The organism is Paenibacillus sp. LjRoot153, from assembly GCF_964253085.1.
Taxonomy (GTDB): Bacteria; Bacillota; Bacilli; order Paenibacillales; family NBRC-103111; genus Paenibacillus_E.
In genome coordinates this window covers 4653675-4679995 of record NZ_CAXUQH020000001.1, presented here as the reverse complement: position 1 = coordinate 4679995, position 26321 = coordinate 4653675, and the positions used below count along the sequence as shown (strand labels likewise).

Below are 26321 nucleotides of genomic sequence, written 5' to 3'. Positions count from 1 at the left end.
TGGTTATTCATTTTTTTTGCTCAAATTAAGTTCTTGTTCGTCGTAACAACACGTTAATGACTTCTGAAAACACCAGTCCAATGGCAATTGCGCCTGAGAGCAAAAAAGCTTTCGCAGCGAGCTGTACAGCGACATCGTAGTGATTTTGAACAACATTACGCATGGCGTCATAGGCTAGTCCACCAGGGACTAGGGGGATGATCCCGGAGACACTAAATACGATGACAGGTGTTTTATATATTTTCGCGAAAAATTGAGAAATAATCGTGACAACAAAAGCCGCAATGAGTGTGGCCAAGATGGGATCCAGATATACTTTTTGAAAAGAGAAATAGAGCATCCAACCAATCATCCCAACAAACCCGCATTGCACAAGTGTTCTACGAGGTACATTGAAAATGATGCCGAAAGCGGAAGTTGAAATGAAGCTTGTTACGAGTTGCTCCAACATGTCCATTACTAGAACCCCTTCCCTGGATAAAATGTCAATACAAACGCTATTCCTGCGCCAATGGCGAATGCGGTCAAGAATGCTTCCGCGCCTTTGGACACACCAGATACGAAATGTCCTGCCATTAAATCGCGTACAGCATTGGTGATCAACAGCCCAGGCACGAGCGGCATGACGGAGCCAATAATAATCTTATCCAGATTATGACCAAGCCCTGTTTTTACCGTTAGATAGGCAATAAGTCCAATGATTAATGACGCGAGAAATTCAGCGAAAAATTTGATCGGAACTAAACGATGGAAAAAAGTTAGCGATATCGTACCAGCTCCACCGGCAAGGAAGGCCGGGAAGAAGTCTAACCAAGAACCTTGGAACATAATGAGAAAACAACCGCTCGCGATCGCAGCGGCCAAAGCCTGCAACCATGCGGGATATCTTCGTGTATCGGCACTGAGAGCCTCAAGCTCCAGATACGCCGCTGTTGGTGATAGCTCTCCTTGACTAATTCTGCGAGAAATAGCGTTGACCACAGTTACTTTCCGTAAATCCGTTGATCGAGATGAGATGCGAATGAGTCGGGTCGTCTGTTCAGGCCCATCAATCGAGAAAATGATGCCTGTAGGCGTGACAAAGCTATGAGAATTTGGAATACCAAAGGCCTCGGCCACATGGGTCATCGTATCTTCAACCCGGTAGGTTTCGCCGCCGTTTTCCAGCATGATTTTACCAGCGAGTAAACACACTTGTGCGATTTCATAATTCGTCGCTGCAGGCTGCTGCGCCATGTGATCCGTATCCTTTCTATTTCGAAATAATTGACCTTAGTATAAATCATATTGATTGCGATTGAAAATCAGAGGGGAATGAGGAATAGGCAAATTTTCCATGCGTTTATGATATAATGCTTGGATAAAAATGAAGTCAGAGAAGAACAAGGGACTTGGAGGACTGAACATGAGTTTGGAAATAAAATTTGTTCATCATACGGATCCAATTTTACATGAATTAATAGCGAAGTTGGATCAAGATTTAATGGCGAGATACCCAATTGAGGAGATTTATTTTGTTGATTTTAATGATCCCTCGGTTGAACGGATAACGTTTGCGATGGCGCTGTTGAATGACATTCCTGTTGGTTGTGGAGCGCTGCGTCCAATTGATCAGGATTGTACAGAGTTGAAACGTTTCTTCGTTGACTCGACGTATCGCAAACAGGGAATTGCGACGAATTTACTTGCATTTTTGGAAAAAGAGGCGTTGCGACTTGGTCACCACACGATCAGATTGGAAGCTGGTGAAGCACAACCAGAAGCCGTAGCGTTTTATACCAAATGCGGGTATTACTCGATCGCTTGTTTTGGGGAGTACATAGGAAGCAAGAGTAGTTTATGCTTTGAGAAGAAAATCGGATGAAAAGAGACTATTTCTTAAGCGATTTGGACGGAACCTTGTTGAGCTCCCATGCGAAGCCATCTGATAATACTATAAACGTCATTAAGCAAGCGCTTGAGCAGGGGGCGGTCATTAGTTACGCAACTGCACGTAGCTATCAGAGTTCGCATGCTGTCGTTTCAGAAATACCGTGGCGGTATCCACTCGTTTTGTACAATGGGGCGATGTTGTTTGATCCAATAGAGAAGCGGGTACTAGGCGGACGTTGGCTGGATAGTGATCGGAGTAATGCGATTATTCAAATGGGCAAAAGATTGGGTATAACACCGTTGTTGTTTGCACTCGATGAGGAGGATAACGAGCGGGTAGAACATGAGAAGTTGGAACGTACGGGGGAGCTTCAATTCCTGGCTAGCCGGCCGAATGATCCGAGATTTCGAGAGGTGGATGAGCTCTGCAGTACGAAAGCATTGCGAACGTTGATTCTGACGTATATCGGGCTGTTGGAGGAGCTACTTCCATTGAAAACTGCAGTTCAGGAAGTGATGGGGTCAGAGGTCCACATTCATTTGATGAAGGATAATTACATTGCAGGGCACTATTTCCTTGAGTTCAGTCATCCCGAAGCAAATAAGCAGATGGGCTTGCGGTTATGGGTTGAGCTTGTTGGCTGTACGTCCGAGGAAGTGACGGTCTTCGGTGATAATCTGAACGATACTGGCATGTTCCTAGAGGCAGGTCGTAAAGTTGCAGTGGCGAATGCGCATCCTGAGATTTTGCAAATGGCGGATGAGATTGTCGTGAGTAATGATGAGGATGGCGTTGCTGTATATATTGCTGCCTGCATGGATGGGATGCGTATGAATGAAGTAGGGTAAGTTCGTGGGAATTGGTGAGTCGAATGAGTGAAAAGGGAGGGTGTAATATGGCTCGGTACGTCGCTATGTTGCGTGGAATCAATGTGAGTGGTCAGAAAATTATTAAAATGGACAGGCTTAGGCAGCTGTTCGAATCGATGGCATTTACGCATGTAAGTACATATATTCAGAGTGGGAATGTGATTTTTAATGCTGATGAAGTCGATACTGCGATCCTTCGTGATCGGATCGTTTATGAGTTGAAGGAACAGCTTACGTTTGACATTCCTGTCATTATTCGCACACCGGCAGAGCTGCAAGAGATTGTACAGGACACACCGTATGCGACTGTGAATGTGGATGAGAATGAGCAAAGATATGTCACCTTCTTGTCGCAAGCTCCAACAACGGCGTCTCTTGCTAAGCTAGAAGCAGCGCAGAGTGAAGTGGACGAGTACCACGTCAAGGGATTAACCGTGTATCTACTCATTCGCAAAAATTACGGCGACTCCAAATTCAGTAACAACTTCATAGAGAAGAAGCTAGGGGTGGCTGCGACCACTCGGAATTGGGAAACCGTGAATAAGTTAATTCAGTTAGCGGGGGAAACGGGAATATAGAGTGACCTCCAAAGCGTAGGTCGCGCTCGTGTAAGTCGAAACAATCGACTTACAGATCTTCGATAGCCTTGTCACGGGTGACTTATTACCTACCAGCACCAATTAGTCCGAAATAGCCGAACTAAATCGAGCCAAACAACCCTCACGCGAGGAAAATGGCTAAATAGTTCGGCAGAATCGGACTATTGGTCCTTTATTACAAGTAATCCTGGTTTTAATTTGGAGATATCGAACTAATACAGTTCCCAGTTAATCGCTAACGTTGTCAACAGTGATAAAGTGTTGATAAGTAGCTATTGTACTTGGGATTTTTTGCATATTCGACGAGTTGATGGGGGACGCTTAGGAGATCAATCAGTGAACATTTATGTTCAGGTAGAGGTAGGCAACCTAAGATGAACCTTTGCAAAAATAAGAAAGTGCGCGCAGCCTTGCTGTTCGCGTGGCTCCTGCTGGCGAGCTACGCCGCAACAGCAGGAGCACTGGCCTCCGCAGAGGAGGCCAAGCACGGGGTCGCTATCCCCGTGCTGAACTACCATAGCATCGGGGTGGCCCCGGGGAACACGTACGTGCTCCACCCCGATACGTTCGCACGCCAAATGGACTATTTGGCCGCGCATCACTTCACGCCTCTGACGCTGGATGAATTCGCCAGCGTCCTCGAACACAAGATGCCGTCACCGGCTCACCCCGTGCTGCTCACGTTCGATGACGGCTATGCCAATAACGCGGAGGTGGCGTTGCCCATCCTCCAGAAGCACAAATTCCCGGCGACGTTGTACTTGTCGACGGGCCTGGTCAATACGCCAGGTTACCTCACCTGGCCTCAAATACATGAGCTGAGCGCAGCAGGCTGGGATATTGCGTCACACACCGTGACGCACCCGCATCTGCCCAAGCTCAGCAAAAAAGCGCAGCGCGTAGAGATACTCGCTGCACGCGACAAGATCGAGCAAGAGCTGGGGAAACCAGCGGATACGTTCGCTTATCCGTACGGTGATTACAACCGTACGACGTTAAGGCTGTTACGAAAGGCGAAATTTCGGTACGCCTTCACAATTTTAGAGGGCTGGGCATCGTCGGATCAACCCCCGCTGCAGCTTCATCGCATCGTCGTAGACAGTCAAAAACCATTCGAAGATTGGGTACAGCAATTAACCGAAGATACGTCCAAGTAAGCGAGATCTTCTTTAGTGGATTTATGCTTTCCGAGTTTACTAGTGAATTTACCCAGAATTTTGAGTATAATCGTATACAGAGATAATTCCTATTCTCACTAAAATATGTCGTTTAAGGAGTCTACAATGTCAAAAACACTTATTTTCGGACATAAAAATCCGGACACTGATTCAATCACATCAGCAATTGCTTATGCAGCACTGAAAACTAAATTAGGTCAAGAAGTAGAAGCAGTTCGTCTTGGTTCCGTTAACGGCGAAACGCAATTTGCACTTGATACTTTTAAAGTAGCCGCTCCACGTGAAGTTCAAACTGTTGCTAACGAAGCAGCAAATGTGATCTTGGTTGACCACGTTGAGCGCCAACAAAGCGCTAACGACATCGATCAAGTACGTGTAGTGGAAGTTATAGACCACCACCGTATTGCGAACTTCGAGACGAGCCACCCGCTTTACTACCGTGCGGAGCCAGTTGGTTGTACAGCAACGATTCTAAATAAATTGTACAAAGAAAACGGCGTTGCCATCGATGCTGACATCGCTGGTTTGATGCTTTCTGCTATCATTTCCGATTCCTTGTTATTCAAATCCCCAACTTGCACAGAGCAAGACGTTGCTGCAGCTCGTGAACTCGCTGCTATTGCTGGCGTTGACGCTGAAGTTTATGGTCTGAACATGCTGAAAGCTGGTGCGGATCTGAGCGACAAAACAGTTGCGCAATTGATTTCTTTGGATGCCAAAGAATTCCAACTAGGCAGCTACAAAGCAGAAATCGCACAAGTCAATGCGGTTGATGTGAACGATGTTCTTTCCCAACAAGCTGAAATCGAAACGGCGCTTCAAGCGATTATCGCTGAGAAAAACCTTGACTTGTTCTTGTTCGTTGTTACGGACATTTTGAACAATGATTCCGTAGGTCTTGCTCTTGGACGTAAAGCAGACGCAGTTGAGAAAGCTTATAACGTAACTCTAGTTGATAACAAAGCCGTACTTAAAGGCGTTGTTTCACGTAAATCACAAATCGTACCTGTGCTTACAGACATTTTCAACAACCTGTAGGATACGTACACTAGCTTGTAAAGAAGCACCGTTCATTTCAATGGACGGTGCTTTTTGGTTATACCGATAACTTTTGGTATGATAAGAGGATACTTTGAGAAAGAGGTGGCGATAAACATGACAGATTCTATTCATAAAGTTCATTCAGATAAAGCGACGTTTGCAGGAGGTTGTTTCTGGTGTATGGTGACGCCTTTCGAGTCACTGCCAGGCATTATTTCTGTTGTTTCCGGTTATATAGGCGGGCACACGACCAATCCAACATACAAAGAGGTGTGTTCCGAGACGACGGGGCATGCGGAAGCTGTGCAAATTACATTTGACCCGGAATTGTATCCGTACGACAAATTGCTTGAGACTTACTGGCGTCAAATTGATCCGACCGATGCCGGAGGTCAATTTCATGATCGGGGATCCTCGTATCGTACGGCGATTTTCGCTCATAGCGATGAACAGTTCGCCAAAGCTGAGGCGTCCAAACAAGCGCTGCAGGACAGCGGTCGATTCGATCGTCCAATCGTGACGGAAATTGAGCGAATTGATGCGGAAGCTTTTTATCCAGGCGAAGAGTATCATCAGGATTATCATCACAAAAATCCGCTTCACTACAAAGCCTACCGTAAAGGTTCAGGGCGCGATGCGTATATCTCCCAATATTGGAACACGGCGAAGGATAAAGAAGAGCGCAAGAAAGCTCTTACTCCTCTGCAATATGAAGTTACGCAAAATAATGCAACAGAGCGTCCCTTCCAGAATGAGTTCCATGATCACAAAGAAAAAGGTCTCTACGTGGACATCGTTTCTGGAGAGCCCTTATTTACTTCTTATGATAAATTCGATTCAGGCTGCGGCTGGCCTAGCTTCACCAAGCCATTATTCGAAGGACATGTGAAAGAAGTAACAGATACGAGTCATTTCATGGTACGGACAGAGGTTCGTAGCACGGAGGCGGACTCACATTTGGGTCATGTTTTTAATGATGGTCCAGGTCCAAATGGACTTCGTTACTGCATCAATTCAGCTTCGTTGCGATTCATTCCACTGGCTGACATGGAGAAGGAAGGCTACGGCGCTTACCTGCGATTCTTCGACCAGAAGTAAGGTGTTACAGGTAAGACAGGTAAGTCTCAACCATTCCCGCATACATTTAACTATGGAGCGTTGAAGCGGGAGGGAGTTGCCATGGTCGTATCACCAAATTTGCGAGATCTTAGCTATGTTAATCTGCAGGGTGTGAAGTTTTTTGAACTGATCGCTGAGCCGGTTGAGCAAGAAATTTTACCAGGTGTGTTCTTCAAAGGGTGGGGATACAACGGCAGCATTCCAGGTCCGACGATACGTGTTTTATCCGGCGATTGGGTGACTATTCGCGTACACAATCGGCTGCCGGAGGCCACAAGTGTGCACTGGCATGGGCTAGATGTGCCATGGATGGCGTGCCAGCCGTTGAACCCTCACCTTATATAGAGCAAGGCCAATATTATGATTATCATTTTCAAATTATCAATCCGCCAGGCACGCATATGTATCACACCCATGTAGACACTGCATTTCAAGAGTTAATGGGCTTAGGTGGAGGTTTCATCATTGAGGATCCATATGAATGCAGTGCCCAGCGGGACTATTTCATTATGCTGCAGGAGTTTCACTTGAAAGGCATGGGTAAAGGCGTGGTGAAGACGGGGTATTTTGAGCTGGATACGATGTCGGATAGCTTTAACTTTTTTACAATGAATGGTCGCTGCTTTCCACATACAACTCGGTTACCTGTCCGTTATGGGGAGGAAGTGCGTATTCGCTTTGGGAATATCGGGATGAATGCGCATCCCATCCATTTGCATGGACATCAGTTCTGGGTGGCAGCTGCAGATGGGAACACGATTCCTCATTTCAATAGAGAGCTGCGCAACACGATACTTGTGCCTAGCGGAGTAACCACGGATATTGAATTTTCAGCGCAAAATCCTGGCGTTTGGCCACTGCATTGTCATATGCCGCATCATACATCGAATAACATGACGAAGCCAACGGGTGGCATGTTCACGGTCGTTCAGTATGTGTAGGAGAGAATGGCTATAGTTATTTTATCCTCGGATGCCCCTTGACGTTGACCTGCTGAAGTAGGTAATATGAGTTCCATAATCACATATGAAGTTATGATCAAAGACATGATTTTCATCACGAACTGCCCAGAGAGAGAAGTACTAGCTGAAATCTTCTCCTGTTGCCGGTTGAAAATTACCCCTTTGTAGCTGTGACGCTGAACCCACTGCGAAGTAACGCAGAGTAGTAAGTGACACCGCCTTATCCCCGATAACGGATACTAATAAGGACTTCCGTCATGGGAGTCGAATTAGGGTGGAACCACGAGCTGAACGCACTCGTCCCTTTCTGGGAGAGATGCGTTTTTTTGCGTTCACAACTACAAGGAAAGGGAGGCATGGAAGGCATGGAAATTCAAGTGATTTTGCCAGATGGAACAAGTAGGAGGTATGGTCAAGGCACGACGTTTGAACAAGTTGCTGAATCGATTAGTGTGGGGCTGAGGAAGCAAGCGATCGCGGGCAAAATGAACGGCCAATTGGTCGATTTACAGCAACAAATTGAAGCGGATGGCCACATCGAAATCGTCACTTTGGAGAGTGAACAGGGGTTAGAGGTTTATCGTCATAGTACAGCGCATGTATTAGCTCAAGCGCTTAAACGGATCTATGGGGCGCAGGCCATTAAACTTGGTATTGGACCTATCATTGAAGATGGTTTTTATTATGATATCGAGATTGAGAAACCATTATCAACTGAAGATCTAAGAGCAATAGAAGACGTAATGAGTCAAATCATTCAAGAGAACATTCCGATTGTTCGACGAGTCGTCAGCCGAGAGGAAGCCCTGGATATTTTTGCGAAGTTGGATGAATCTTATAAGCTTGAACTTATCCGAGATCTGCCCGCAGACGTGTTGATTTCGATCTATGAGCAAGGGGAATTCTTCGATCTTTGTCGAGGACCGCATCTCCCTTCAACTGGAAGAATTAAAGCTTTTAAACTGCTCCATGTCGCAGGGGCGTATTGGCGAGGAGACGCGAAGAATCCCATGCTGCAACGGATCTATGGCACTGCCTTTCTGAAGAAAGCGCAGTTAGATGACCATCTGCATAGGCTCGAAGAAGCAAAGAATCGAGACCATCGCAAACTCGGTAAAGAGCTTGAACTCTTTATGTTCTCGGAAGAAGCGCCGGGTATGCCCTTCTATTTGCCGAAGGGGATGATCCTCCGGAATGAACTTGAGAATTTCGCTAGAGAGCTGCAGCGCCATAGAGAATATGATGAAGTGCGTACACCTCTGATGATGAATAATCGCATTTGGGAGGAATCGGGGCATTGGGATCATTATAAAGACAATATGTACTTTACGCATGTAGACGAAACAAAGTTTGCGCTGAAACCGATGAATTGCCCAGGTCACATGTTGATTTATAAAAATAGTTTACACTCCTACAGGGAATTACCGATTCGCCTTGCAGAATTTGGTCAGGTTCATCGTCATGAGTTTTCGGGAGCGTTGAATGGGATGATGCGTGTACGGACTTTTTGTCAGGATGATGCCCATCTCTTCGTTCTGCCAGAACAAATTGAGGATGAAATCGGGCGGGTTATTGAGCTGATCTCGCATGTCTATCACGTATTTGGTTTCGAATATCGAATTGAGCTTTCGACAAGACCAGATGATTATATGGGTTCAAGTGAGCTCTGGGATCAAGCGGAGCAATCGTTGCAGAATGTCCTGGATACAAGAGGGATCGCGTACCGTATTAATGAGGGGGATGGCGCTTTCTATGGGCCCAAAATTGATTTTCACATCCTCGATGCCTTAAAGCGGAGTTGGCAGTGCGGAACGATCCAATTGGATTTCCAAATGCCTGAAAAATTCGATTTGACTTATATTGGAGATGATAGTCTCAAGCATCGACCAGTTGTGATTCATCGAGCCGTGTATGGTTCGATTGATCGTTTTATCGGGATTTTAACGGAGCATTATGCGGGAGCGTTCCCATTGTGGCTGGCACCTGTTCAAGTGAAACTTCTGCCAGTTTCTGATCACTATGTGGATTATGCCTTCCAAGTGAAGAAATCGCTTGAAGAGGCAGGAATACGTGTGGAATTGGATGCGCGGGCAGAAAAATTAGGATATAAAATTCGCGAAGCCCAGCTAGACAAAGTCATGTACATGCTCATCCTTGGTGAAAAAGAACAAATCTCCGGCGGTGTCTCCATCCGAAAACGAGGAGAGGGTGATCTTGGAATAAGATCACTGCCGGAGATTATGGAGCAAATCAAGTCAGAAATTGCGGCGAAACAGTAACGAGATTAGTTTTCGTACCAAGGATTCAAATGGATCAGAACTTCATCTACGTCACTATGCTGATCCATAATGGATTTCTTGATGGCACGTGAAATGTCATGGCCTTGTTGGATGGTCAGTTCACCATGTACTGAAATTCGAGCATCTACGAGAATATAATGTCCGTGCTCTCTCGCACGTACACGATCAATACGTTTCACGCCAGGAACCGCTTCGATCAACGCTGTATATTGCGAAAGCATGTGTTGATCGACGGTTTTTTCCATGAGAATATCAAAGGATTCTTTGGCCATTTCGATGCCTAGTTTCAAAACTAGGACAGATACAATAACTCCGGCCGCTGCATCGCCATAGGCTAACCAGTAAATGTCATAAGCTTTACCAATGAAAGCTAAGCCAATACCTACAACAGCTGCTAGCGAGGCATACACATCGGCTATATGATCATGAGCTGTCGCAATTAAGCCTTTGCTGTTCGTACTACGTCCGATTCGCATGGTGTATACATAAAGAAGATATTTCCATACCACGGAAACTGCTGAAGCGATTAAGGCGATTAGACTTGGTGCGCTTGGTTCATGGAATAAAGCCGCAACTGCGTGGTATCCGATATAAAGTGCAGCTGTTACAAGGATGAAAGCAACAAAGCCTGATCCCAGTACTTCGGCTTTACCGTGGCCATATGGGTGATCTTCATCTGCTGGGAGCTTGGAAATCCGCATGGCACTTAGTGCGGCAATGGTTGCAATAATGTCTCCTGCGTTATGAACGCCGTCTGCCATGAGGACTTCACTGTTAAATATGAGACCGATAATAATTTTGATAATCGTTAATAAAATGTTACTGATGAGGGAGAGCCAAATGGCCCAAACCGATGACTTGTTGTTGACGTGCATGAATGATGACCTCCTGCAGAAGTGTTTCCCGAAGGAAAAAAAATCCCTCGACCTAAGGTCGGGGGATTGGGCTGTTATTTTTATGAGAATCTAGTAAACTATCAAAATTAGTCATATTCAACACTTCACTTTTCACAAATATCTTTGTATAATACCACACATAATGAGAAATCACAAACCTCCAAATGACCTGGAAAGGAAGTCGAGCAGCGTGCGCGTACATGAATTTATGATTACAAAGGATTTAGAGCGAAGCGATTTATCTGGTATTTCTGTGAAATCATCTCATTTTATTTCTGATATCACTCTCGACTTTCAGTTTGATGATAAGCACCATAAGGTTGATGTGAAAAGTGTATTAGGTATGCTGTTAGTCCCTATCAAGGCAGGCACAACACTGCGTTTACTCACGAGAGGTAAGGATGAGGAAGAGGCTATGCATTTTATTTTTGATTTATTTCGGATCTTTTGTTAACTGCTTGTTCGTATGCGCTTTCAGAGCACATAATGGGACAGTTTTGCGACAAGATTGGATAGAGCGATAACAAGATAAAAGGGGTAGAATAGCAGATATAATCGGTGTGGAGACACGCTAGTAAAGGCTGTTGGAGGTCATTTATCGATGAGTAGCTATCGCGTGGTTGTTGTTGGGTGTGGCGGTATGGCCAATGTGTGGGTTGAAAATATGAAGCAAAGACATGGGTGCGAAATCGTTGCGCTTGTTGATATAAAAGCGGAGTTCGCGCAAGCGATGGCTGAGCGTCATGGGCTGACCTGTGGTGTGTATACGGATGTTGAAGCAGCGATTCGTGACAATGAGGCCAATCTAGTATTGGATATTACGATCCCGGCGAGTCACTTCCAAGTCGGAAGATCAGCGCTTCAAAATGGGTGTGATGTTCTCGGGGAGAAACCGATGGCAGCTACGATGGACGAGGCTAGGAAGCTAATTCAGATTGCAGATGAAGCAGGTAAATCATTAGCTGTGATGCAAAATCGTCGTTATGACGCGAATATTCGCGCCTTTCGCGAGTTGATCCAATCCGGCACGATTGGTCGAGTTGGCTATGTTGGTGCGGACTTCTTTCTGGGGCCGCATTTTGGGGGCTTTCGCGATGCGATGGAAAGTCCGCTTATTCTAGATATGGCGATCCATACGTTCGATCAGGCTCGTTTTATTACGGGGGCAGACCCCGTTTCGGTGTATTGCCAAGAATTTAACCCGCCCGGCTCCTGGTATGCCGGGAATGCCTCCGCGATCTGCATCTACGAGATGTCAGACGGCTCTGTGTTCTGTTACCGCGGCTCCTGGTGCGCGGAAGGTGCGCCGACCTCCTGGGAGGCGGCCTGGCGCGTGACGGGCGAGCGGGGCACCGCTCTGTGGGACGGTGCGGGTGCGCCGTACGCGGAGGTTGTGGCTGCCGGCGACCAAGATGGCAAGTTCCTTCGCGAGTTCACGCGCGTGGACGCGAACGTGAACTGGTCTGGTCGCAGCGGCCATGCCGGCTGCTTGGACGAGATGTTCGCGGCGCTGGCCGAAGGCCGCCGCGCGGAGACCGATTGCCGCGACAATATCAAGAGCATGGCGATGGTATTGGGCGCGCTGGACAGCGCGAAGCTGGGCCAGAAGGTCGACCTGCGCTCGTACTGGACCTAAGCAGAGTAACTGCGAGGCATAATAAAAAGCCAACAATTCACACCGCGGTGTGGGATTGTTGGCTTTTCTGTGTGTAACAGGTCAGTTAATGTAGGTATTTCAAGTTCCAACCTACCAACTAAATGGAAAACATACAGCTAATTTCACAATATCCAGCCGAAAACACAGTTTAGATGGATTTCCTGCAGCTAAATTTGCCAGAATCGACGATTTAGAAGAAATCGAGACCATTTAGCTACATGAAATCCAGTTATTTGTCATTTTCGCATAGTTTGAGTGAAATTAGCTGTATGAAATCCAGTTATTCGCAATGACGGGCAAATGGAGGTGGCGCTCAAAGATTTACGCTGTGATTGAATGTTAATCGCCAACGCTAAGCGCCGGCTGGGAGGCGAAGCCCCGAATAATTAATGAATATCTTTCTTTTTAAACCGTCCACCCTTAACATCGTGGATATTCCCGATGGCCAGGAAAGCTTTGGGATCCAGGTCGTCGACGATAGATTTGAGCTTCGCTTCTTCGAGTCGTGTGATGACGCTGAAGATGACCTTTTTATTATCACCCGTAAAAGCGCCTTCGCCTTTGAGGTATGTGACTCCCCGACCTAACCGATTCGTAATCGAATCCCCAATTTTTTCATACTCATCGCTGATAATCCAAACCGATTTCGATTGATCGAGACCCTCTATCGTGATATCAATCATTTTGAAAGCAATGAAATAGGCAATCAGAGAATACATCGCGCGATCCCATCCGAAGACGAAGCCTGCGCTGCCAAGAATGAAAAAGTTGAAGAACATGACAATTTCGCCTACGGAGAAGGGCATTTTTTTACTAAATAAAATGGCTACGATTTCCGTTCCGTCCAGTGAGCCTCCCGAGCGGATTACGAGTCCTACGCCAACCCCGAGGATAATCCCTCCGAATACGGCAGCTAATAGTGGATCAATGGTAATCGCTTGAACGGGATGCAGTAATGTAGTGCCAATGGACATAAGCACGACTGAAAACGTGGTTGAAATGGCAAAGGTTTTGCCGATTTGCTTATACCCGAGCAAGACAAACGGAAGATTTAGCAAAACAAGAAATATACCAATTGGGAAACCGGATAAATGAGATAGGATAATGGAAATACCTACGATTCCGCCATCAATAATATGATTAGGAACTAAGAAGATTTCTAATCCAATCGAGACTAGGATCGTCCCAATAATCATAAAAAAGATTCTACGTGCGAACTTCATTCTCGTTAGTTTCCGATGTTGCGCTTGCGCTTGTGCCTGTGTTTGTGTTTGTTCAGCACCTGTTGATGAATTAGCCATGAAAGTTTCCTCTTTTCCTCAATCATTCAATTTCGTTACTTATGTGTAAGAAGGAATGAGGCCCGCATAACGTGAGGTGAATTTGAGGAAAGCAAGTAGTATAACTTTCAGCTTTTTCCAGATTAAATTTGTCAAAAAAACGATAAATACAACAAAAACGGTCATTTCATAGTGTTTGTGAAACTGGTCATGCAGGTGAATTTTATTTTCGTAGATATGAATGAATTCCTTAGAAGGCGGTTGCTGTTGACTAGTCAAGACCTGAGTGGTATTGGCTGAAATGAGAACATCGGTATCGGCTGAGGCATGATTGGATATAGGGGGTGTTAATGGGAAGACGAAAAGTCCGAGAATCAGCCAGACCATGATTGTCCAACAGCATCTGCGTGTTAAAGGGTTCACAACCATCCCCTCCAGACAATATGAATCCAAATTTGCTTGAATTGTAGCACTTCATTTCCAATGAGTCAAACTCGACACAGTTTGAGAACCCGTTGTCACGATTTCCTTTCGTGAATTTGGACCCTTTAGGCCAATTGTGCATACATTAGTAGGATGAACCCTAGTAGGAGAGGTGAAACTGTGAGCAGTGTGATTGGCATTCTCCTAGATCGTAAAACCTATCTCGGCATCCTTCGGAAGCAAACCGGATATGAGCATATCGACTACTATAATCAGGCTGCAGTTGAGCTTGGAATGATTCCTTTTTATATGTGCTTAAAACATGTTAACACAAAGTCAGCGCTGGGCTTGTGTTTTGAGAATCAGAAGTACACGTTGAAACGCATGCCGATCCCTAAGGTGATTCACAATCGTGCGATGACGCTCTCCCCAACTTCGCAACAGAAATTACAAGCTATAGCTAAGATAAGCCAAGTTTTTAATGGTCAAAATAGACATGATAAGCTTTATATTCATCGCTTGTTACGTGCGAGTACCGAAAGCTCAGCATTTCTTCCTCATGCAATGAAGTACTCACGTGAAAATCTAGTGAAGGCGATGAGTCGATACGTTTCCTTTTTTGTGAAACCTACTAATAGCTCTGTGGGTAAAGGTGTACTAAAGGTATCTGCAATGCCAGATCAGATATGGCAGGTATGGTGGAGTAATCAATTACCGCGGCAGCTTGCTGAGCAGCAAACGATTGATTTTATAGATAAGAAAGTCAATGGCCAATCCTATTTAATTCAAAAAGCGATTCCACTTTCGATGTATGATGGACGCCCTTATGACTTAAGGGTATCGGTACAACGTGGTGATAAAGGACAATGGGGAGTTACCGGGATAGCTGGGAAGGTCGCTGCAGATGGCCGCCATGTCACGAATTTGGCAAAGGGCGGTGAAGCAGTGCTTTGTGAGAAGTTGTTCCAAAGTAACGGCTTTGACCCTGCAGTAAAAAGAAAACAGGTTGAAAAAGCAGCGCTTCAGATCGCAGAGAGCTTGAGTCAGCAAATTCCATCGATCTCTGATGTGGGAATGGATATCGGGATTGATGATCAAGGTGCGATATGGTTAATTGAAGTCAATGGCCGGGATCAGCGATATCAATATAAGCATTTGAATTTGAACAAGACTTTTTATCGTACGTATGAAACACCGATGCTTTATGCCAAATATTTATTGAGCAAGTGAATCCAATTAGACGCAAATCATATAGTAAACCTGCGTGGAAAAGGTGGAGTGGGGATGTGAGTGAGCGTGTTCTCGTTATTAAAATGAATTTATTGCCATGGTATAACGAGCTTGATGATCGTTTGGAAGTTTATCATCCAAACTTTCCCGAAGTTGTTCGTCAGCGTATCATAACGTTTGGCGAATTTCGAATCATCTCAATTAATCGTATCCAGACTCGTATAAGACGAATTCCGCAAAAAGCTTAATGCCATTTATGCGTAGAAATTAGGTAAATGTGGCATAATTAGTATAGAAGCAATACCCGTAGAGGCAGGGAAATACCTGCTTCTTTTTGTGTACAGAAAATGAATTTGGCATTTGTGTTGCTTCATACCCCTATAAACAAGTAAAATAGAAGTGAAGCATTATTCGTTCGATGTAGGCTTTTACCCACAAGCAAATACAGGGTGTACAGGAAAAGGGGACATTTAAAGGTGAACGTTCATTTAAATTTTACAAACAAGGGCAAAGTGGTAATCGAAAATTTCAATAATGAGGAGCTAATTGAAATTTTTAGTCGTTATATTAACACGTTAACGAAGAAGTACGCAGTTGATATTACGGTGCCTGCTGAAGCAAATCAGAATATCGTCCAAGATGGTTCATTTAAAGTTGTTCTTTCAAATGTACAATGTGATGTTGAGACTTTTTTCAAAGAGCTCGGAAGAGATATTAAAGTGCCTCTGAAGAAGAGAGCGGACGGTAAGCTTGAGAACGTGTTTAAAATTCAAGTGATTGATTAAGTTACGGGGGCTTGTATGCTTAGTTTAGACGAAAAGTTAGCAATTGCAACATCCTTCCCTGAACTGCAGCGAAAGGATGTTTCACTGGGACGAATTAATTTTCATTATCTAGAAAGTGATTATGAGAAGACAACCGTTCTTTATCATCTTCACCCAAATGGAAATGGATTCGTGTATGCCGAATACATCCCAGGTTGTACGGTGGACGCGAAAGGTTTAATTAACATTCGGGATTATAGTGAAGACGAGCTTCGTGAGATCATTGCGAAGTCGATTCAGTCTTTAACTCGTAGCGGTAGTCCTAAGATTTCGAAGGTCGAGGAAGTTCAAGACCCTCAAGAAGAGATTTGGGTGGATGAAGATGGCAATACGTTGAGTGTAACTTTTGTGGAAGATTTATGGTATATCTACGCAGGAGAAAACCTCGATTGTGCTTTTGAGACGTATGAAGAAGTACAAGAGTATTTGGAAGAAGAAGGCTTCGATAAGAAGTAACCGTGCATGAGAGCCCTCCTTGGAGGGCTTTTTGTGATATAATGAATGGAAAATCGTTCAAGTACTACGAATGTCAAAGGGGAAACATAACGTCATGAAATTTAGACCATGTATCGATCTACATAACGGAAAAGTGAAACAAATTGTCGGTGAAACCTTGGGTGGCGAGGGGCAAGCAGTCGTTGAGAATTTCGTGTCTTCGTATGATTCAACGTATTATGCGGATATGTTCAAAAGAGATCATTTAACCGGCGGGCATGTCATCATGCTCGGCGATGGTAATAAGGAGGAAGCGATAAAAGCACTTGCTGCGTATCCAGGGGGACTGCAAATCGGCGGAGGCATACAAGCGGAGAACGCAAGCTTTTATCTGGAGCAAGGGGCATCACATGTGATTGTAACGTCTTATATTTTCCGCGATGGACAGCTGAATATGGAAAATCTTACGCGGATCGTTGAAGCGATTGGTAAAGAAAAATTAGTTATTGATCTTAGCTGCAAAGAAAAAGATGGCAAGTGGTATGTGGCAACCAATCAATGGAAACAGTTAAGTGATGTGGAAGTGAATCAAAAGACGATACGGTTCTTTGAGCAGTATTGTGATGAATTTCTGATACATGCGGTTGATGTGGAAGGAAAGCAGAGTGGCATCCAACAAAGTCTCGTAAGTTCTTTGGCTGAGTGGGTGACAATTCCAACTACCTATGCAGGCGGTGCCAGATCATTTGAGGATTTGAAGTTATTTAGACAACTTTCCCAAGGGAAATTAGATATTACGATAGGCAGTGCCCTTGATATTTTCGGTGGGAAACTTTCGTATGATGAAGTTGTCCAACAGTTAAGCGACACATTGTAGAGTTATTTTTTCGCAAAAAGGATGTGTGCGATGGCACTTTGGCACAAGCTGTATGTTTGGGGAATTGGTATGATCCTCCTGTTAATTATGATTGGCGAGCTAGTTTGGCTGCCAGATCCGTTAAGATGGGGGACCCGTTTTTATTGGATAGATCTTATAGATTTACTGATTTACGCGATAGCAATTGTTCCCTTGATCTGGATGATAGCTGCTCTCCTGCACCTTGCACAGTCGCAAACACGGAGGATGAAAGTATTTCGTGGCCTAATTGGTTTCGTATGTTTACTTAGTGTTGTTATTGTGGTTTCCATACCCAAAAAGCTGGAGTTCTCTGCTTCCGCTATGATCATTAGTCTGCTTCTTATCGCAACGGATATCGTCCTGCACGAAAGGAAGAAACGCAAGATACCACGCCAAAGTATGATCGTTTTTGGTGTGACACTCGGTCTCTTGCTTGTGATGCTATATCCAACCCAATATTTAGTGACCTATCCGGGCATTACGCTAAATATGAACCGATACGCGCAAGCCGAAGGCGGCTCCAAGCATGGCGATATTTCGGGTGTTCTTATTTTCGAACGGCCGGCGTTTCCAATGGACTGGGTGTATGCGAAGCTTTTTAAAGATTACACCTTTGAGAAGATAGAAACGTTAGGGATGTCCCTCGGCGAATATAATCAGGAAGTTCGTACGATGAAGGAAGATGCGAACGCCTCGGGTAGTGCGATCGCCTTCCATAAAGTGGGGATAGGCAAAGGCATCCTATCAGATGGCGTTCGGATTACGGCCGTTTTGCAAAATACGAAAGCCGCAGAGGTGCTGCAGCCAAGCGATGTCATTACAGCATTGAACGGACAGCCGATTACCACGACTCAGGAACTTAGCGAGCGGATGCATGGAATCAAACCAGGCGAATCGATTAGACTGTCTGTGGTACGTAATAAAGCGAAGGTCGAATTGACGGTAGCCACGCGTGCAAATACAGACGATCCAGCTCGTGCATCCATCGGAATCATGATTGCGAATGAACTCCAATACGATATCCCTGATGTTGTGACGTATCATAACTATTTGTTGCACGAAGGTGGACCTTCCCATGGAGCGATGCTGGCATTAACGCTTATTGACCAGCTAACACCATGCGGTGTGACATATGGTCATCACGTTGCAGGGACAGGAACCATTGAATGGGATGGTTCCGTCGGCCCTGTCGGTGGGCTCGTTCAGAAAGCCTATACCGTGAGCCGAACGAATGCGGATGTGTTTTTCGTTCCTGTGTCTAATGAAGCAGATGCGAGAAAAGGTGCCGGCGATCTACTTATCGTACCCGTGCGAACGTTAGATGATATATTGAATTGGTTGAAAGCTAATCCCAAAGATGGAGTATCCAGTTGCTCATCATAATTCGTACGAGTTAGTCTCGAGCAGCTTCATATAGCTTGCCGGCAACGAGTTTGGGCTCGTAAAAAGCGGTCGTCATATGATCGCCATGCAGTTGAATGAAGCGAAATAAGCCCAATCGACTAGACATGTGCGGATGCCAACCATAGTTTGGATCGCCAAGTGGAATCACATTATCTTCCATGAGGTGTACGTAGCTTTTGGGAATAGGAAGGCTATAAAATTTCTTTAGATCTAATTTCTCGAATAAAGGACCTGCTGGTTCGGGGAAAGCTTTTTTGTAGATCTGTTGGGCTTGGCTAAGACTGGCCAGATTGGTAAAGGCATCCCTAAAAAAGTCAAAAGGCAGCGTAATCGTATTGTTTTTGGAGCTTGCAATAAGCTTCTTAAATTGTTCAACGACTTGTGGGGGTAACTCATCAGCAAGCATTCCGCCATCTTTGAGGACAAAAGCATTGAGAAAAACGATTCGCTTCAAGCGATCAGGTACTAGCTCTGCTACTTTTTGGATCACTGAACCTCCAAAACTATGGCCAACAAGGACGACGTTATGAAGTTTATGCGAAATGATGAAATCCGCGACAGATTTGCTTATCATCGCATGAGTCACATTTTTATTCGGGTCAGCGCCATGTCCAGGAAATTCAGGGACGAAGACGGTATGGCCTTTTTTGCTTAGCTCTGAAGCAATGCCGGCCCAGAAGCTGGCATCCGCCCAGGAACCATGGACAAGTACGAATGTAAGTGGCTGCTCTTTTGCACGGTAATTGGCGTTTTCCTCTTGGATCCAAGGGGGTGGCATATAAGGCCAGTTCGTAGGCATGGGATTGGCTGGATAAGGTATTGGCCATGATGGGCCTGGATTCTGGTAATTCTCATTCAGATAAGTCATTGTGGTCTTCCTCTCGCGAAGTGATATATTACTATATGCCCAGATGACGTTTGTGCGATTGGAAATTGAATTGGAAGGGAATTGGATCTCAGAATGACGCATATAGAGCAGAAGTTGTACCGATTTAGTGAAGCGCCTATTTGGGAGCTGCAGCGGGCCTATTATGAGGAACAGGGTATTACGGCTTGGCAGAGCGGAGATGTGCCGCAGTACATAACAAGTAATCGGGTAATGGCTATTTCTTATGCGGAAATGTTATTTGGTTTCTTGCAGGATCGAGCAAGAATGGGGCAGTTGGCAGCATGTGTGATGATCCTTGAGCTAGGAGCGGGGTCGGGTCAATTCGCTTTTTATGTGTTGCAGGAGTTAACGAAGCTTACGCAAACAGCTAGAATACAACTGCCACCGTTTCGGTATGTGATGAGCGATTTGGCAGAGAAGAACATTGCGTTCTGGCGGCAGCATACCTGCTTAACGCCATTTGTGGAGCAAGGAGTGCTGGATTTTGCGAAATTCGACGCGGTGCAGGATAATGAAATTTATTTACAGCATGCCGGCGAACGCATTGAATCGGGTGATCTGGCGCAGCCGCTAGTTATTTTGGCGAATTATTTTTTTGACAGTCTGCCACAGGAATTAATTTATGTCGAGGATCAACACGTATATGATTGCCGGATTTCATTGCAATTTCCAGAAGGTGCTCATGAACTGAGCGCTTCCCAGCAGTTGAAAGAGGTCGTAGGGAGCTATCAGTATCAACGGGAACACATGTATGATGACGATTCCTACCCATATCGTGAGCTATTAAATGTGTATCGACAGCATATTTCAGATTCACACATTCTTTTGCCTGAAGTAGGCTTGGCATGTTTACATCGATTGAAAGCATTATCCCAGGAGGGGTTCCTGCTGCTCACCGCTGATAAAGGAGATCATCGCTTAGAAAGCTGGGAATATAACGAGCCCCCGAAGCTCATTCATCACGGCAGCATTTCATTAACGGCGAATTATCATGCGATTAGCTATGTGTGCGAAGCGCAGGGGGCACAGGTACTGTTCACGAAGCATCCCTATACATATTTAAACATCGGATGTTTGCTCAATCTTTCCGAACCTGACCAGTATGTACTAACAAGATTAGCGTATGATAGGTTTGTGGAGCGATTTGGTCCTGATGATTTTTTCAATCTAAAGGAAGCTTTCGATACACAGGTGGAGCAGAAGACGATGCCTCAACTTTTGGCCTTATGGCGTTTGAGTGGTTATGATACACAGTTTCTGCTGCCCTGTACCAAACGTCTTATTGATCTGATTCCAGATGGCGGGGAACATGAGTGGACTGCGCTTCAGCAAGGAATTGATCTCATGTGGGCACATTATTATCCAATGGATGGTAACACAGATGTTGCGCTAGCTTGCGGGATATTATTGTATCAGATGGATATGTATCAGAATGCAATCCCGTATTTTGAACGAACACAGCCTAAGTTGGAAAATGATCCGACTGTCCTCTATGAAATGGCGGTGTGCTACTACGAGTTGGGACAGGATGATGCGGCTAAGCGGTATGTAGATCGCACGCTTTCGCAATCCCCAGAGCATGAGGAAGCAATTGCCTTGCGCGAGCTATTAATCTCATTGAATTAATAAAATGACTTAAGCTGCAACAATCTCAGTGCTCCTGACGTTAGGAAAGTATCCATAACCTATATGGTGCAAAATACCAACCGCACATGAGAGGAGCACTAGCATGAAAAAAATAGCAGCATTAAGTTTAAGCATTCTTTTGGGCAGTAGTTTGACCTTTGGTTCCGCATACGCGTTCTCAGACTTAGAAGAGGGACAAGCAACTGCGGTCCTAGCACTAAAAGATCGAGGTATTGTCAGTGGTTTTGATAACGAGCATTTTGTGCCGAAGGGTAAAATCAGCTATGCACAAAGTGTCCAAATGATCGTCAAAGGCCTGGACCTTAACTTGGATAATATGCGTTTCATTAAGCAACCCTTAGCATCTGATAGCTATTCGAGTATCCCGAATGATGCTTGGTATGCGGATGCGTTCATCATTGCGCATTACCACAACCTGGACATCCCGAAGGATGTTAACCCGAATGCAACGATCACACGCGAACAATTCGGGAATTTATTGGTTAAAGCGCTTGAGACCAAGGGTCAGTTTCCACTGATAAAAATGTATATCCAAATCAAAGATGAAGATCAGCTTACCGTGGATTATCAAGGTACAATTCAAAGATTACTGCTGTACAAAATTACGGCTCTTGATGGGAACGGCAACTTTAATCCCAAAAGTGAGCTTACAAGAGGAGAAGCCGCGAACTGGCTGTACAACGCTATTCGTGTGCTAGAGACGCATGTGCAGAAACCGCCGCAAGTAGAAGAAGTAACGGTATCGGTTGAAAAAGTGAACGATGATGTGAACAAAGTGATACTTTCCAGAGGAATCAAGCCGAATGCTGGTTATGGCATTAGCATTGATAGCATCCAGTTTGCGTCGAGTGGTCAAGCAATCGTGAAGTATTCATTGACAGAGCCACAGCCTGACATGATGTATGCACAAGTCATGACGGAGGCAAAGGCTGAGACTTATGTGTCTTCGAAGTATGAGGTTAAGGCTGAAGTTAGCGCGAAATAAGAAGTTGACATGCTGCCATCTGTTGAGGATGGCGGCTTTTTTTGTGCGAATACCACTGTCAATTCGGACGGTGCAAGCTTGTACTCTCTCACATAGCATATAGCATCCTCTATCAGATGGGTGGTGAGAGATATGAAAACAATCAACTATTACACGTTAGCGTTAGGCTTGTTAGGTGCGGCCAAATTAATTTTGGATGCATTCGGCATGGATATCATTACAGATGACACAGCGAATGCCATTGCTAATGGTGTTGCGGCGCTTCTTTCTGTAATTGGGGTCTATACGAACCATCAAAAAGAGGAATAATTCTGAACATCCTCCACACCCTTGACACCGATATTTGCCTAGTTGAATATCGTATTGGACAGATGTGATTTCCATAACGGAGGCGTCAAAAGTGGGATACTATGTTCAAGTTGAAAATGGTGTGAAATTATTTATCGAAGATGTAAATCCAAAAGGGACGAAGACCATCCTGTTTATACATGGGTGGCCTTTGTCACATACACAATTTGAGTATCAATTTAATGTGCTCCCAGGACTAGGATATCGCTGTATTGGAATGGATTGGCGTGGATTCGGACAATCGGATAAGCCGATGGATGGCTATACGTTCGATCGGCTTGCTGATGACCTGCGTGCGGTGATCCAGTCGTTGAAGCTGGAGGGCATTACACTTGCAGGACACTCAACAGGTGGCGCAATCGCTATCCGTTATATGGCTAGATATCACGGGCAAGATGTAGCGAAGCTAGTGCTGATTGATGCGGCTGCACCAACGGGTTTTACGAACGAAACGGCAGCAAAGTTTTTGCATGAGAATGCCAACGATCGCGCAAATATGTTGCAAAGTGTAACGGATACGTTCTTCTTTCAATATATCACGGAGCGATTCTCGGATTGGTTCTTTCAAATGGGCTTAGAAGCAGCGAGTTGGTCAACCGCGGCAGTCATTCGTTTGCTAAGAGATGAGAATGTGGCGTCTGATTTAGGTCGAATTGATGCACCTACCTTAATTGTTCACGGAATTCATGACAAAGTGATTCCCTACCAACAAGCGGTCGAAATGAACAAACGGATTCCAAATTCGCAGCTTATTCCGCTTCATTACAGTGGACATGGTGGATTTTGGGAGGAAAGAGATCGCTTTAATTATGTCCTTACGCAATTTATGGGTTGATGCTGTGTGAGCTTCAATGGAAATGGAATAGGTGGTATAGCTTCCCTATTGGGGGGGGCTTATTTTCTTTCGTGCGAAGGCTTTACGTGATTCCTATTTATAGACTACAAAAAGACTTGTCTCTTAGGTGCTGGTTCATTATGATGAGAATGAAGAGATTCAGGGTCAAGCGGATCACACATTAGCGTACAAATGCATTTAAACTGTCTTGGAGGTTGTTCCATTTATGAATCATTCGACAATGCGAATAGGTATTATTGGTATTGATTCCTCGCATGCACCTACATTTACACAAATGTTAAACGACAAGGATCATCCTTTTCATGTTGCTGGAGGAAAGGTCACCATTGCTTATCCTGGAGGTTCACCGGATTTTGAGATGAGTTATTCCCGCATCGAAGGGTTTACGGCTCAGCTTCGTGATCGAGGTGTGCAAATCGTTGGCTCACCGGAAGAAGTAGCAGCGGATTGCGATGGCATTCTGATGACATCGGTTGATGGTCGCATTCATTTGGAGCAGTTCCGCCGTGTAGCGTCGTATCGCCGACCTATTTTTATTGATAAACCTATGACTGTTTCGTCAGCCGAAGCGCGTGAAATCTTAGCTTTAGCTCAAGAAAATAACATTCCCATTATGAGTTGCTCTTCGTTAAGATATGCAGAGGAATTGACGATAGCCTTACAAGAATCAGATACTAATAGTAACATTATCGGGATGGACTGCTACGGACCAATGGCCTTGCAATCGACACAGCCAGGGCTGTTTTGGTATGGTGTGCATACGGTCGAAATGCTTTTTAGAACACTTGGTAAGGGTTGTCTGCACGTGACAGCAGCTACAACAGAAGATCATGATCTGATCACAGGTGTATGGCACAATGGTGTTATTGGTACCATTCGTGGCAATCGAAAGGGCAACGGGCAATTTGGTGCACTTCTTCATCGAGAATCACATACGCAATTTGTCGATGTAAACAAACATCCGAAACCGTATTATGCGAGTCTCTTGGAGAAAATTATGACGATGTTTGTGAGAGGAACTCCTGATATCGATGAGGAAGAGACGTTGCAAATTATTCGATTTATGGAAGCGGCTAACGAGAGTCGGGAAACAGGACTTACGGTGAATTTATAGAAGTGTAAGCGTTGAAGTTGAAGGAGAGGATTACATCGATGGAAAGAGCAGAATTAAAGGTAGCGGTCCTGGGTGCGGGAGCTATTGCTGGTCAGCACTTTGATGCGATTCGCAGTACGGACGGGGTTGTAGCTTGCGCTGTTGCGGATATTCAACTGGAGAGAGCCCAAGCTATTGCAGAGACCTATGGTATTGCGGCCTATAGTGATTATCAAGAGCTTATTCGGCAAGAACGACCGGACGTCGTGGTCATTGCGTTGCCACATTTTCTACATAGAGAAACAGCTATTTTCGCTGCTGAGCATGGGTGTCATTTGATGCTGGAGAAGCCGATGGCTTTGAACGTTGCAGAATGTGATGACATTATGGAAGCCGCCAATAAAGCGGATATTCGTATCTTAATTGGGCATACACAGCATTATATGGCGGAGAATATTCATGCGAAGCGAATCATTGCAAGTGGCGAACTCGGAGAGATTGTCATGATCAATGATGTCAGGCATTTGAATTATTTCCAAGATACAAGACCGCAGTGGTTTCTGGAAAAAGATAAATCAGGTGGCGGAATACTTGCCAATCTAGGCACACACTCCATCGATAAGATTCAGTGGTTGATGGACAGTCCAGTTCGCAAAGTGAGCGCCGCAGTGAGTCATCATGGCAAGCGAGGAAATGTAGAAGGAAGCGGCATCATCTATATGGAGTTAGCCTCGGGGCTTCCCGCGTCTATTGCGCAGTCTGGCTATCCAGGTGCTACGCGGAATGAAACAGAAATCGTTGGTACAGAAGGGATGCTGAAGCTGGTAACTGGGGTAAGTTTATGGATCAGTCGTGGCGGTGCTTATGAACAGGTCGATGTGCCCCCGATGGCTACGCCATTCGAGCTGCAATATAAGGATCTGTTGATCGCGATTGCGACGAAAAGTGAAACGAGTTGTCCGCCCGAATATGCGCGAGGTGTCATAGCTGCGCTTGAGGCTGTTTACCGATCTGCCGAGATGGGCGTGGAACAATTTCTTTAGGTGGAAATGAGAAATAGCTGGAACACTTCCAGCTATTTTTGTCATTTCAGCATAGAATGGGAAACAACGCCGCCTTACTGGAATCTAGCTTTTGGAGCGCGATCTACTTGATAAGTTTATTGCAATCTCTAGTTCTGACTCTCAGGATTGAATAATCACCAACTAGGTGCACTCACTTTAGAATTAGATGGATTTTCTGTAGTTAATTTCGCCGAAATAGGCAGTATGTGAGCAATAGCTGTATTTCCTCCAGTTAATTTCTCCCCATCACAAGCAGCATGGCTCAAATCAGCTAAATTAGCTTCAAATTTTACAGTTAATCGGTAAAAAGGTGGGGAAACGCCAGAATTAACTGTACTTTTTCACGTTAATGCTAGATGCGCAATGACGATGATATTCCTTGAAGGAAGAAGCGGGTAATATCGAGTTCTTTCCAAATAGAGGGATTTTTAAGCTTTGCCATTTCAGAAAA

At 45.0% G+C, this 26321-nt stretch carries 28 protein-coding genes and 1 pseudogene; 23 read left to right on the top strand and 6 right to left on the bottom strand.

Going from position 1 to position 26321, the window contains the following annotated elements; all coding sequences use genetic code 11:
* Positions 1–25: 25 nt before the first annotated feature.
* Positions 26–457, bottom strand: coding sequence for a threonine/serine exporter family protein (locus ACSQ8P_RS20165; RefSeq protein WP_436236815.1), 432 nt, complete (start codon positions 455–457; stop codon positions 26–28).
* Between the two features lie 2 nt (positions 458–459).
* The gene (locus ACSQ8P_RS20160) at positions 460–1236 is read right to left on the bottom strand and encodes a threonine/serine exporter family protein (RefSeq protein ID WP_436236814.1); all 777 of its coding nucleotides are present in this window, start codon (positions 1234–1236) and stop codon (positions 460–462) included.
* Positions 1237–1405: 169 nt separating this feature from the next.
* Here ACSQ8P_RS20160 and ACSQ8P_RS20155 point away from each other — a divergent pair, with 169 nt between their 5' ends.
* From ACSQ8P_RS20155 to thrS, 9 genes and pseudogenes are all read left to right on the top strand, one after another.
* The gene (locus tag ACSQ8P_RS20155; protein WP_436236813.1) at positions 1406–1864 is read left to right on the top strand and encodes a GNAT family N-acetyltransferase; all 459 of its coding nucleotides are present in this window, start codon (positions 1406–1408) and stop codon (positions 1862–1864) included.
* On the top strand, positions 1861–2721 hold the full coding sequence (locus tag ACSQ8P_RS20150) for an HAD-IIB family hydrolase (protein WP_436236812.1): 861 nt from the start codon (positions 1861–1863) through the stop codon (positions 2719–2721). The genes ACSQ8P_RS20155 and ACSQ8P_RS20150 overlap by 4 nt, the downstream gene beginning before the upstream one ends.
* A gap of 47 nt (positions 2722–2768) precedes the next feature.
* The gene (locus tag ACSQ8P_RS20145) at positions 2769–3320 is read left to right on the top strand and encodes a DUF1697 domain-containing protein (protein WP_436236811.1); all 552 of its coding nucleotides are present in this window, start codon (positions 2769–2771) and stop codon (positions 3318–3320) included.
* 395 nt (positions 3321–3715) lie between these two features.
* On the top strand, positions 3716–4498 hold the full coding sequence (locus ACSQ8P_RS20140) for a polysaccharide deacetylase family protein (protein ID WP_436236810.1): 783 nt from the start codon (positions 3716–3718) through the stop codon (positions 4496–4498).
* Positions 4499–4624: 126 nt separating this feature from the next.
* Entirely contained in the window at positions 4625–5557 is a 933-nt protein-coding gene (locus tag ACSQ8P_RS20135) for a manganese-dependent inorganic pyrophosphatase (protein ID WP_436236809.1), read from the top strand.
* 117 nt (positions 5558–5674) lie between these two features.
* Positions 5675–6658 (top strand): peptide-methionine (R)-S-oxide reductase MsrB, encoded by a 984-nt coding sequence (gene msrB, locus ACSQ8P_RS20130; protein WP_436236808.1) that lies wholly within the window; start codon positions 5675–5677, stop codon positions 6656–6658.
* 81 nt (positions 6659–6739) lie between these two features.
* A pseudogene (locus ACSQ8P_RS20125) lies at positions 6740–7095 on the top strand (multicopper oxidase domain-containing protein); the annotation flags it as partial.
* Complete coding sequence (locus tag ACSQ8P_RS20120; RefSeq protein WP_436239568.1) at positions 7081–7620, top strand: multicopper oxidase domain-containing protein; 540 nt, start codon at positions 7081–7083, stop codon at positions 7618–7620. The pseudogene ACSQ8P_RS20125 and the gene ACSQ8P_RS20120, both read left to right, overlap by 15 nt.
* Before the next feature lie 386 nt (positions 7621–8006).
* Positions 8007–9920 carry a threonine--tRNA ligase gene (thrS, locus tag ACSQ8P_RS20115; RefSeq protein WP_436236807.1) on the top strand — a complete coding sequence of 638 codons (1914 nt, stop codon included), beginning with the start codon at positions 8007–8009 and terminating at the stop codon, positions 9918–9920.
* A 5-nt stretch (positions 9921–9925) separates the two neighbouring features.
* Here thrS and ACSQ8P_RS20110 read toward each other — a convergent pair whose 3' ends face one another.
* The gene (locus ACSQ8P_RS20110) at positions 9926–10816 is read right to left on the bottom strand and encodes a cation diffusion facilitator family transporter (protein WP_436236806.1); all 891 of its coding nucleotides are present in this window, start codon (positions 10814–10816) and stop codon (positions 9926–9928) included.
* 229 nt (positions 10817–11045) lie between these two features.
* Between ACSQ8P_RS20110 and ACSQ8P_RS20105 the strand changes: the two genes are divergently transcribed.
* Together ACSQ8P_RS20105 and ACSQ8P_RS20100 are read left to right on the top strand one after the other, a co-directional pair.
* Entirely contained in the window at positions 11046–11291 is a 246-nt protein-coding gene (locus tag ACSQ8P_RS20105) for an HPr family phosphocarrier protein (RefSeq protein WP_436236805.1), read from the top strand.
* 147 nt (positions 11292–11438) lie between these two features.
* Positions 11439–12473 carry a Gfo/Idh/MocA family protein gene (locus tag ACSQ8P_RS20100; protein WP_436236804.1) on the top strand — a complete coding sequence of 345 codons (1035 nt, stop codon included), beginning with the start codon at positions 11439–11441 and terminating at the stop codon, positions 12471–12473.
* A 407-nt stretch (positions 12474–12880) separates the two neighbouring features.
* Here ACSQ8P_RS20100 and ACSQ8P_RS20095 read toward each other — a convergent pair whose 3' ends face one another.
* Complete coding sequence (locus tag ACSQ8P_RS20095) at positions 12881–13717, bottom strand: YitT family protein (protein WP_436239567.1); 837 nt, start codon at positions 13715–13717, stop codon at positions 12881–12883.
* Between the two features lie 117 nt (positions 13718–13834).
* The gene (locus tag ACSQ8P_RS20090; RefSeq protein WP_436236803.1) at positions 13835–14161 is read right to left on the bottom strand and encodes a hypothetical protein; all 327 of its coding nucleotides are present in this window, start codon (positions 14159–14161) and stop codon (positions 13835–13837) included.
* A gap of 216 nt (positions 14162–14377) precedes the next feature.
* On the opposite strand from ACSQ8P_RS20090, the gene ACSQ8P_RS20085 reads away from it, so the two are divergent.
* The 6 genes from ACSQ8P_RS20085 (at position 14378) to ACSQ8P_RS20060 (ending at position 18967) form a co-directional block, all read left to right on the top strand.
* Positions 14378–15427 (top strand): YheC/YheD family protein, encoded by a 1050-nt coding sequence (locus ACSQ8P_RS20085; protein WP_436236802.1) that lies wholly within the window; start codon positions 14378–14380, stop codon positions 15425–15427.
* Between the two features lie 56 nt (positions 15428–15483).
* Positions 15484–15675 (top strand): hypothetical protein, encoded by a 192-nt coding sequence (locus tag ACSQ8P_RS20080; protein ID WP_436236801.1) that lies wholly within the window; start codon positions 15484–15486, stop codon positions 15673–15675.
* A 228-nt stretch (positions 15676–15903) separates the two neighbouring features.
* Positions 15904–16212, top strand: a complete 309-nt coding sequence (locus tag ACSQ8P_RS20075) for a hypothetical protein (RefSeq protein WP_056621264.1) — start codon at positions 15904–15906, stop codon at positions 16210–16212.
* Positions 16213–16227: 15 nt separating this feature from the next.
* The gene (locus ACSQ8P_RS20070; RefSeq protein WP_436236800.1) at positions 16228–16707 is read left to right on the top strand and encodes a hypothetical protein; all 480 of its coding nucleotides are present in this window, start codon (positions 16228–16230) and stop codon (positions 16705–16707) included.
* 94 nt (positions 16708–16801) lie between these two features.
* Positions 16802–17563, top strand: a complete 762-nt coding sequence (gene hisA, locus ACSQ8P_RS20065; RefSeq protein WP_436236799.1) for a phosphoribosylformimino-5-aminoimidazole carboxamide ribotide isomerase — start codon at positions 16802–16804, stop codon at positions 17561–17563.
* A 30-nt stretch (positions 17564–17593) separates the two neighbouring features.
* Positions 17594–18967, top strand: coding sequence for a PDZ domain-containing protein (locus ACSQ8P_RS20060; RefSeq protein ID WP_436236798.1), 1374 nt, complete (start codon positions 17594–17596; stop codon positions 18965–18967).
* Positions 18968–18977: 10 nt separating this feature from the next.
* On the opposite strand, the gene ACSQ8P_RS20055 is transcribed toward ACSQ8P_RS20060, so the two are convergent.
* Positions 18978–19856, bottom strand: coding sequence for an alpha/beta fold hydrolase (locus ACSQ8P_RS20055; RefSeq protein ID WP_436236797.1), 879 nt, complete (start codon positions 19854–19856; stop codon positions 18978–18980).
* 93 nt (positions 19857–19949) lie between these two features.
* On the opposite strand from ACSQ8P_RS20055, the gene ACSQ8P_RS20050 reads away from it, so the two are divergent.
* The 6 genes from ACSQ8P_RS20050 to ACSQ8P_RS20025 all read left to right on the top strand — a co-directional run bounded on the left by ACSQ8P_RS20050 (position 19950) and on the right by ACSQ8P_RS20025 (position 25849).
* The gene (locus ACSQ8P_RS20050; protein WP_436236796.1) at positions 19950–21503 is read left to right on the top strand and encodes a tetratricopeptide repeat protein; all 1554 of its coding nucleotides are present in this window, start codon (positions 19950–19952) and stop codon (positions 21501–21503) included.
* Positions 21504–21606: 103 nt separating this feature from the next.
* Positions 21607–22509 (top strand): S-layer homology domain-containing protein, encoded by a 903-nt coding sequence (locus tag ACSQ8P_RS20045; protein WP_436236795.1) that lies wholly within the window; start codon positions 21607–21609, stop codon positions 22507–22509.
* Between the two features lie 132 nt (positions 22510–22641).
* A complete protein-coding gene (locus tag ACSQ8P_RS20040; protein ID WP_436236794.1) occupies positions 22642–22818 on the top strand; it encodes a hypothetical protein in 177 nt (58 codons plus the stop codon).
* A 91-nt stretch (positions 22819–22909) separates the two neighbouring features.
* Positions 22910–23692: an alpha/beta fold hydrolase gene (locus ACSQ8P_RS20035; protein ID WP_436236793.1), complete on the top strand. Its 783-nt coding sequence runs from the start codon at positions 22910–22912 to the stop codon at positions 23690–23692.
* 226 nt (positions 23693–23918) lie between these two features.
* The gene (locus tag ACSQ8P_RS20030) at positions 23919–24827 is read left to right on the top strand and encodes a Gfo/Idh/MocA family protein (RefSeq protein WP_436236792.1); all 909 of its coding nucleotides are present in this window, start codon (positions 23919–23921) and stop codon (positions 24825–24827) included.
* Positions 24828–24865: 38 nt separating this feature from the next.
* Positions 24866–25849, top strand: coding sequence for a Gfo/Idh/MocA family protein (locus tag ACSQ8P_RS20025; protein WP_436236791.1), 984 nt, complete (start codon positions 24866–24868; stop codon positions 25847–25849).
* Positions 25850–26321 lie beyond the last annotated feature (472 nt).

What these genes read in the sequence shown, in the direction of transcription:
- ACSQ8P_RS20090 (WP_436236803.1), bottom strand. Translation starts at nt 14,161, where the DNA reads ATGGTCTGGCTGATTCTCGGACTTTTCGTCTTCCCATTAACACCCCCT.
- ACSQ8P_RS20050 (WP_436236796.1), top strand. Translation starts at nt 19,950, where the DNA reads ATGACGCATATAGAGCAGAAGTTGTACCGATTTAGTGAAGCGCCTATT.
- ACSQ8P_RS20030 (WP_436236792.1), top strand. Translation starts at nt 23,919, where the DNA reads ATGAATCATTCGACAATGCGAATAGGTATTATTGGTATTGATTCCTCG.
- ACSQ8P_RS20155 (WP_436236813.1), top strand. Translation starts at nt 1,406, where the DNA reads ATGAGTTTGGAAATAAAATTTGTTCATCATACGGATCCAATTTTACAT.
- ACSQ8P_RS20140 (WP_436236810.1), top strand. Translation starts at nt 3,716, where the DNA reads ATGAACCTTTGCAAAAATAAGAAAGTGCGCGCAGCCTTGCTGTTCGCG.
- ACSQ8P_RS20110 (WP_436236806.1), bottom strand. Translation starts at nt 10,816, where the DNA reads ATGCACGTCAACAACAAGTCATCGGTTTGGGCCATTTGGCTCTCCCTC.
- ACSQ8P_RS20135 (WP_436236809.1), top strand. Translation starts at nt 4,625, where the DNA reads ATGTCAAAAACACTTATTTTCGGACATAAAAATCCGGACACTGATTCA.
- ACSQ8P_RS20120 (WP_436239568.1), top strand. Translation starts at nt 7,081, where the DNA reads ATGTATCACACCCATGTAGACACTGCATTTCAAGAGTTAATGGGCTTA.
- ACSQ8P_RS20060 (WP_436236798.1), top strand. Translation starts at nt 17,594, where the DNA reads ATGGCACTTTGGCACAAGCTGTATGTTTGGGGAATTGGTATGATCCTC.
- ACSQ8P_RS20095 (WP_436239567.1), bottom strand. Translation starts at nt 13,717, where the DNA reads ATGAAGTTCGCACGTAGAATCTTTTTTATGATTATTGGGACGATCCTA.
- ACSQ8P_RS20165 (WP_436236815.1), bottom strand. Translation starts at nt 457, where the DNA reads ATGGACATGTTGGAGCAACTCGTAACAAGCTTCATTTCAACTTCCGCT.
- ACSQ8P_RS20025 (WP_436236791.1), top strand. Translation starts at nt 24,866, where the DNA reads ATGGAAAGAGCAGAATTAAAGGTAGCGGTCCTGGGTGCGGGAGCTATT.
- ACSQ8P_RS20040 (WP_436236794.1), top strand. Translation starts at nt 22,642, where the DNA reads ATGAAAACAATCAACTATTACACGTTAGCGTTAGGCTTGTTAGGTGCG.
- ACSQ8P_RS20105 (WP_436236805.1), top strand. Translation starts at nt 11,046, where the DNA reads ATGATTACAAAGGATTTAGAGCGAAGCGATTTATCTGGTATTTCTGTG.
- thrS (WP_436236807.1), top strand. Translation starts at nt 8,007, where the DNA reads ATGGAAATTCAAGTGATTTTGCCAGATGGAACAAGTAGGAGGTATGGT.
- ACSQ8P_RS20160 (WP_436236814.1), bottom strand. Translation starts at nt 1,236, where the DNA reads ATGGCGCAGCAGCCTGCAGCGACGAATTATGAAATCGCACAAGTGTGT.
- ACSQ8P_RS20070 (WP_436236800.1), top strand. Translation starts at nt 16,228, where the DNA reads ATGCTTAGTTTAGACGAAAAGTTAGCAATTGCAACATCCTTCCCTGAA.
- ACSQ8P_RS20045 (WP_436236795.1), top strand. Translation starts at nt 21,607, where the DNA reads ATGAAAAAAATAGCAGCATTAAGTTTAAGCATTCTTTTGGGCAGTAGT.
- ACSQ8P_RS20055 (WP_436236797.1), bottom strand. Translation starts at nt 19,856, where the DNA reads ATGACTTATCTGAATGAGAATTACCAGAATCCAGGCCCATCATGGCCA.
- hisA (WP_436236799.1), top strand. Translation starts at nt 16,802, where the DNA reads ATGAAATTTAGACCATGTATCGATCTACATAACGGAAAAGTGAAACAA.
- msrB (WP_436236808.1), top strand. Translation starts at nt 5,675, where the DNA reads ATGACAGATTCTATTCATAAAGTTCATTCAGATAAAGCGACGTTTGCA.
- ACSQ8P_RS20150 (WP_436236812.1), top strand. Translation starts at nt 1,861, where the DNA reads ATGAAAAGAGACTATTTCTTAAGCGATTTGGACGGAACCTTGTTGAGC.
- ACSQ8P_RS20100 (WP_436236804.1), top strand. Translation starts at nt 11,439, where the DNA reads ATGAGTAGCTATCGCGTGGTTGTTGTTGGGTGTGGCGGTATGGCCAAT.
- ACSQ8P_RS20145 (WP_436236811.1), top strand. Translation starts at nt 2,769, where the DNA reads ATGGCTCGGTACGTCGCTATGTTGCGTGGAATCAATGTGAGTGGTCAG.